Raw genomic sequence first — 1,659 nt, forward strand, 5'->3', positions numbered from 1 at the left:
CTCGCCGCCTTTCACTACTTCGCCTTCGCGTGCCTTATGCTCAGCAGAATCTTCAAACTGCTCAACTGAAGTCATTAACAGCCTCTAATTGGGCTCATTGACTATTGTGGTCCATCCTCATCTCCTTCGGTCATGGAGCGGCGCCAGAAGTCTTCGTTTTGGTAGCGGGCTGCCAGGGCTTCGATGTCGACCGGCGATGAGCTGGCCGTGAAATCGAAGTTGCCGATCAGATTGACGCCTTGCAAAAGGCGGGCTGCGAGAAGATTTTCTCCGACAAGATGACCGGATCCCGCATGGACCGGCCCGGCTGGGATCAACTCATGGAGTATGTTCGCCCCGGTGATGTATTGGTGGTGACAGAATTGAGCCGCATGACCCGTTCGCTGATGCATTTGCTGGAGACGGCGCAATTGCTGGAGCAAAGACAGGTCAACCTGGTCTCGTTGCGTGAAACATCGACACAAATACTGCCACCGGCCGCTGCTTCCTGTCGATGATGGGCGCGATCCATCAGATGGAACGGGAACTGCGCGCAGAACGCGCCGCCGCAGGCCGAGCATCGGCAAAGGCACGAGGGAAGACCGGAGGACGGCCGCGAACCGATATCGTGAAATTGAGAGACGCCAAAGTGCTCTACGACAAACTCTGGCAAGACGGCGGACGAAGTCTGCAAGGTCGTTGGAGTCGGTAGGAGAAGCTTCTTTGCCTACCTCGCTCAACAGCGAGAACAGACATAAACAATCCTCACTGACAATTAGACCGTTTCGAGGGGCTGGGCAAAAATAGCCCGAATCGTACCCCTCGGTCCCAAGACCACTCAAACGCTCTCCGCCTATGCAAGCGGTCGTCAGGAATTTGCTCATTCCCGTGAGGGAGACTCTCCCTTCTTTGTGGGGAGAAACGGCAAAAAGATAAACATGGACACGTTCCGTGGTGCATTTCAACAACTGCGCGATCATGCAGGTCTGCGTCGATCTGGCGGACCGCGCTGCCAACCTCGCCTCCATGACCTGCGCCATACTTCGGCAGTTCATCGGCTGACAGCATGGTACCGCGAAGGCAAAGACGTGCAACTGCTGCTGCCGCAACTATCCGTCTACCTGGGGCATACACATTTGGCTGCGACCCAGGTGTATCTCACCATGACGCCGGAACTCCTGCATGAGGCAAGTTTGCGCTTTGAATTCTATGCCCGAGAGGAGGGCCATCATTACTGAGACAGCGCTCCTTGGACCATGGGTCCGGCGTTTTCTTCTTGAGTATCTGGTGAGCGAACGCAATCTGGCCCGAAACACGCAGCGGAGTTACCGGGACACGCTTTGCTTGTTGCTTCCATTCGTTGCCAGAAATGCGCAAAAAGAAATCGACCAGCTCACTGTGATCGATGTTTCTGCGGACTTGGTTCGACTCTTCCTGCAGAATCTGGAACAAGTTCGTAAGTGCGGTGCGGCAACACGGAATCAGCGACTGGCCGCGATTCACTCGCTATCTCGTTATATCGGAATGCACAGTCCGGAACACATCGCGTGGTGCGGCCAACTCCGCGTGATCCCGCGGAAGCGTGATACCGCGAAGCGGTTTAGTCGTGTGCCGGGCATGTTCAACAGCTTGGAGGTGCAAGTCCTCTACCCGACCTGATGGAGGTAAGGGTTAGCAAGA

The 1,659-nt window shown here is 55.6% G+C and carries 5 protein-coding genes; 4 read left to right on the top strand and 1 reads right to left on the bottom strand.

All coding sequences use genetic code 11. The features are described 5' to 3' along the window. Positions 1-101: 101 nt before the first annotated feature. Entirely contained in the window at positions 102-245 is a 144-nt protein-coding gene (locus tag Q363_RS41710; RefSeq protein ID WP_157468082.1) for a hypothetical protein, read from the bottom strand. Between Q363_RS41710 and Q363_RS43520 the strand changes: the two genes are divergently transcribed. The 4 genes from Q363_RS43520 to Q363_RS31510 all read left to right on the top strand — a co-directional run bounded on the left by Q363_RS43520 (position 240) and on the right by Q363_RS31510 (position 1,638). Continuing rightward, entirely contained in the window at positions 240-497 is a 258-nt protein-coding gene (locus Q363_RS43520; RefSeq protein WP_211256469.1) for a recombinase family protein, read from the top strand. The two genes, Q363_RS41710 and Q363_RS43520, sit on opposite strands and share 6 nt — an antisense overlap. 17 nt (positions 498-514) lie before the next feature. Further along, positions 515-691, top strand: a complete 177-nt coding sequence (locus tag Q363_RS47310; protein ID WP_425387820.1) for a hypothetical protein — start codon at positions 515-517, stop codon at positions 689-691. Positions 692-791: 100 nt separating this feature from the next. Continuing rightward, entirely contained in the window at positions 792-1,217 is a 426-nt protein-coding gene (locus Q363_RS39710; RefSeq protein ID WP_245632602.1) for a tyrosine-type recombinase/integrase, read from the top strand. A gap of 49 nt (positions 1,218-1,266) precedes the next feature. Then, a complete protein-coding gene (locus tag Q363_RS31510) occupies positions 1,267-1,638 on the top strand; it encodes a site-specific integrase (RefSeq protein WP_051979614.1) in 372 nt (123 codons plus the stop codon). Positions 1,639-1,659: the final 21 nt, after the last annotated feature.

Source organism: Edaphobacter aggregans DSM 19364, assembly GCF_000745965.1.
Classification (GTDB): Bacteria; Acidobacteriota; Terriglobia; order Terriglobales; family Acidobacteriaceae; genus Edaphobacter; species Edaphobacter aggregans.

Coding starts and splice junctions, on each gene's coding strand:
- Q363_RS47310 (WP_425387820.1), top strand. CDS start 515: ATGGAACGGGAACTGCGCGCAGAACGCGCCGCCGCAGGCCGAGCATCG.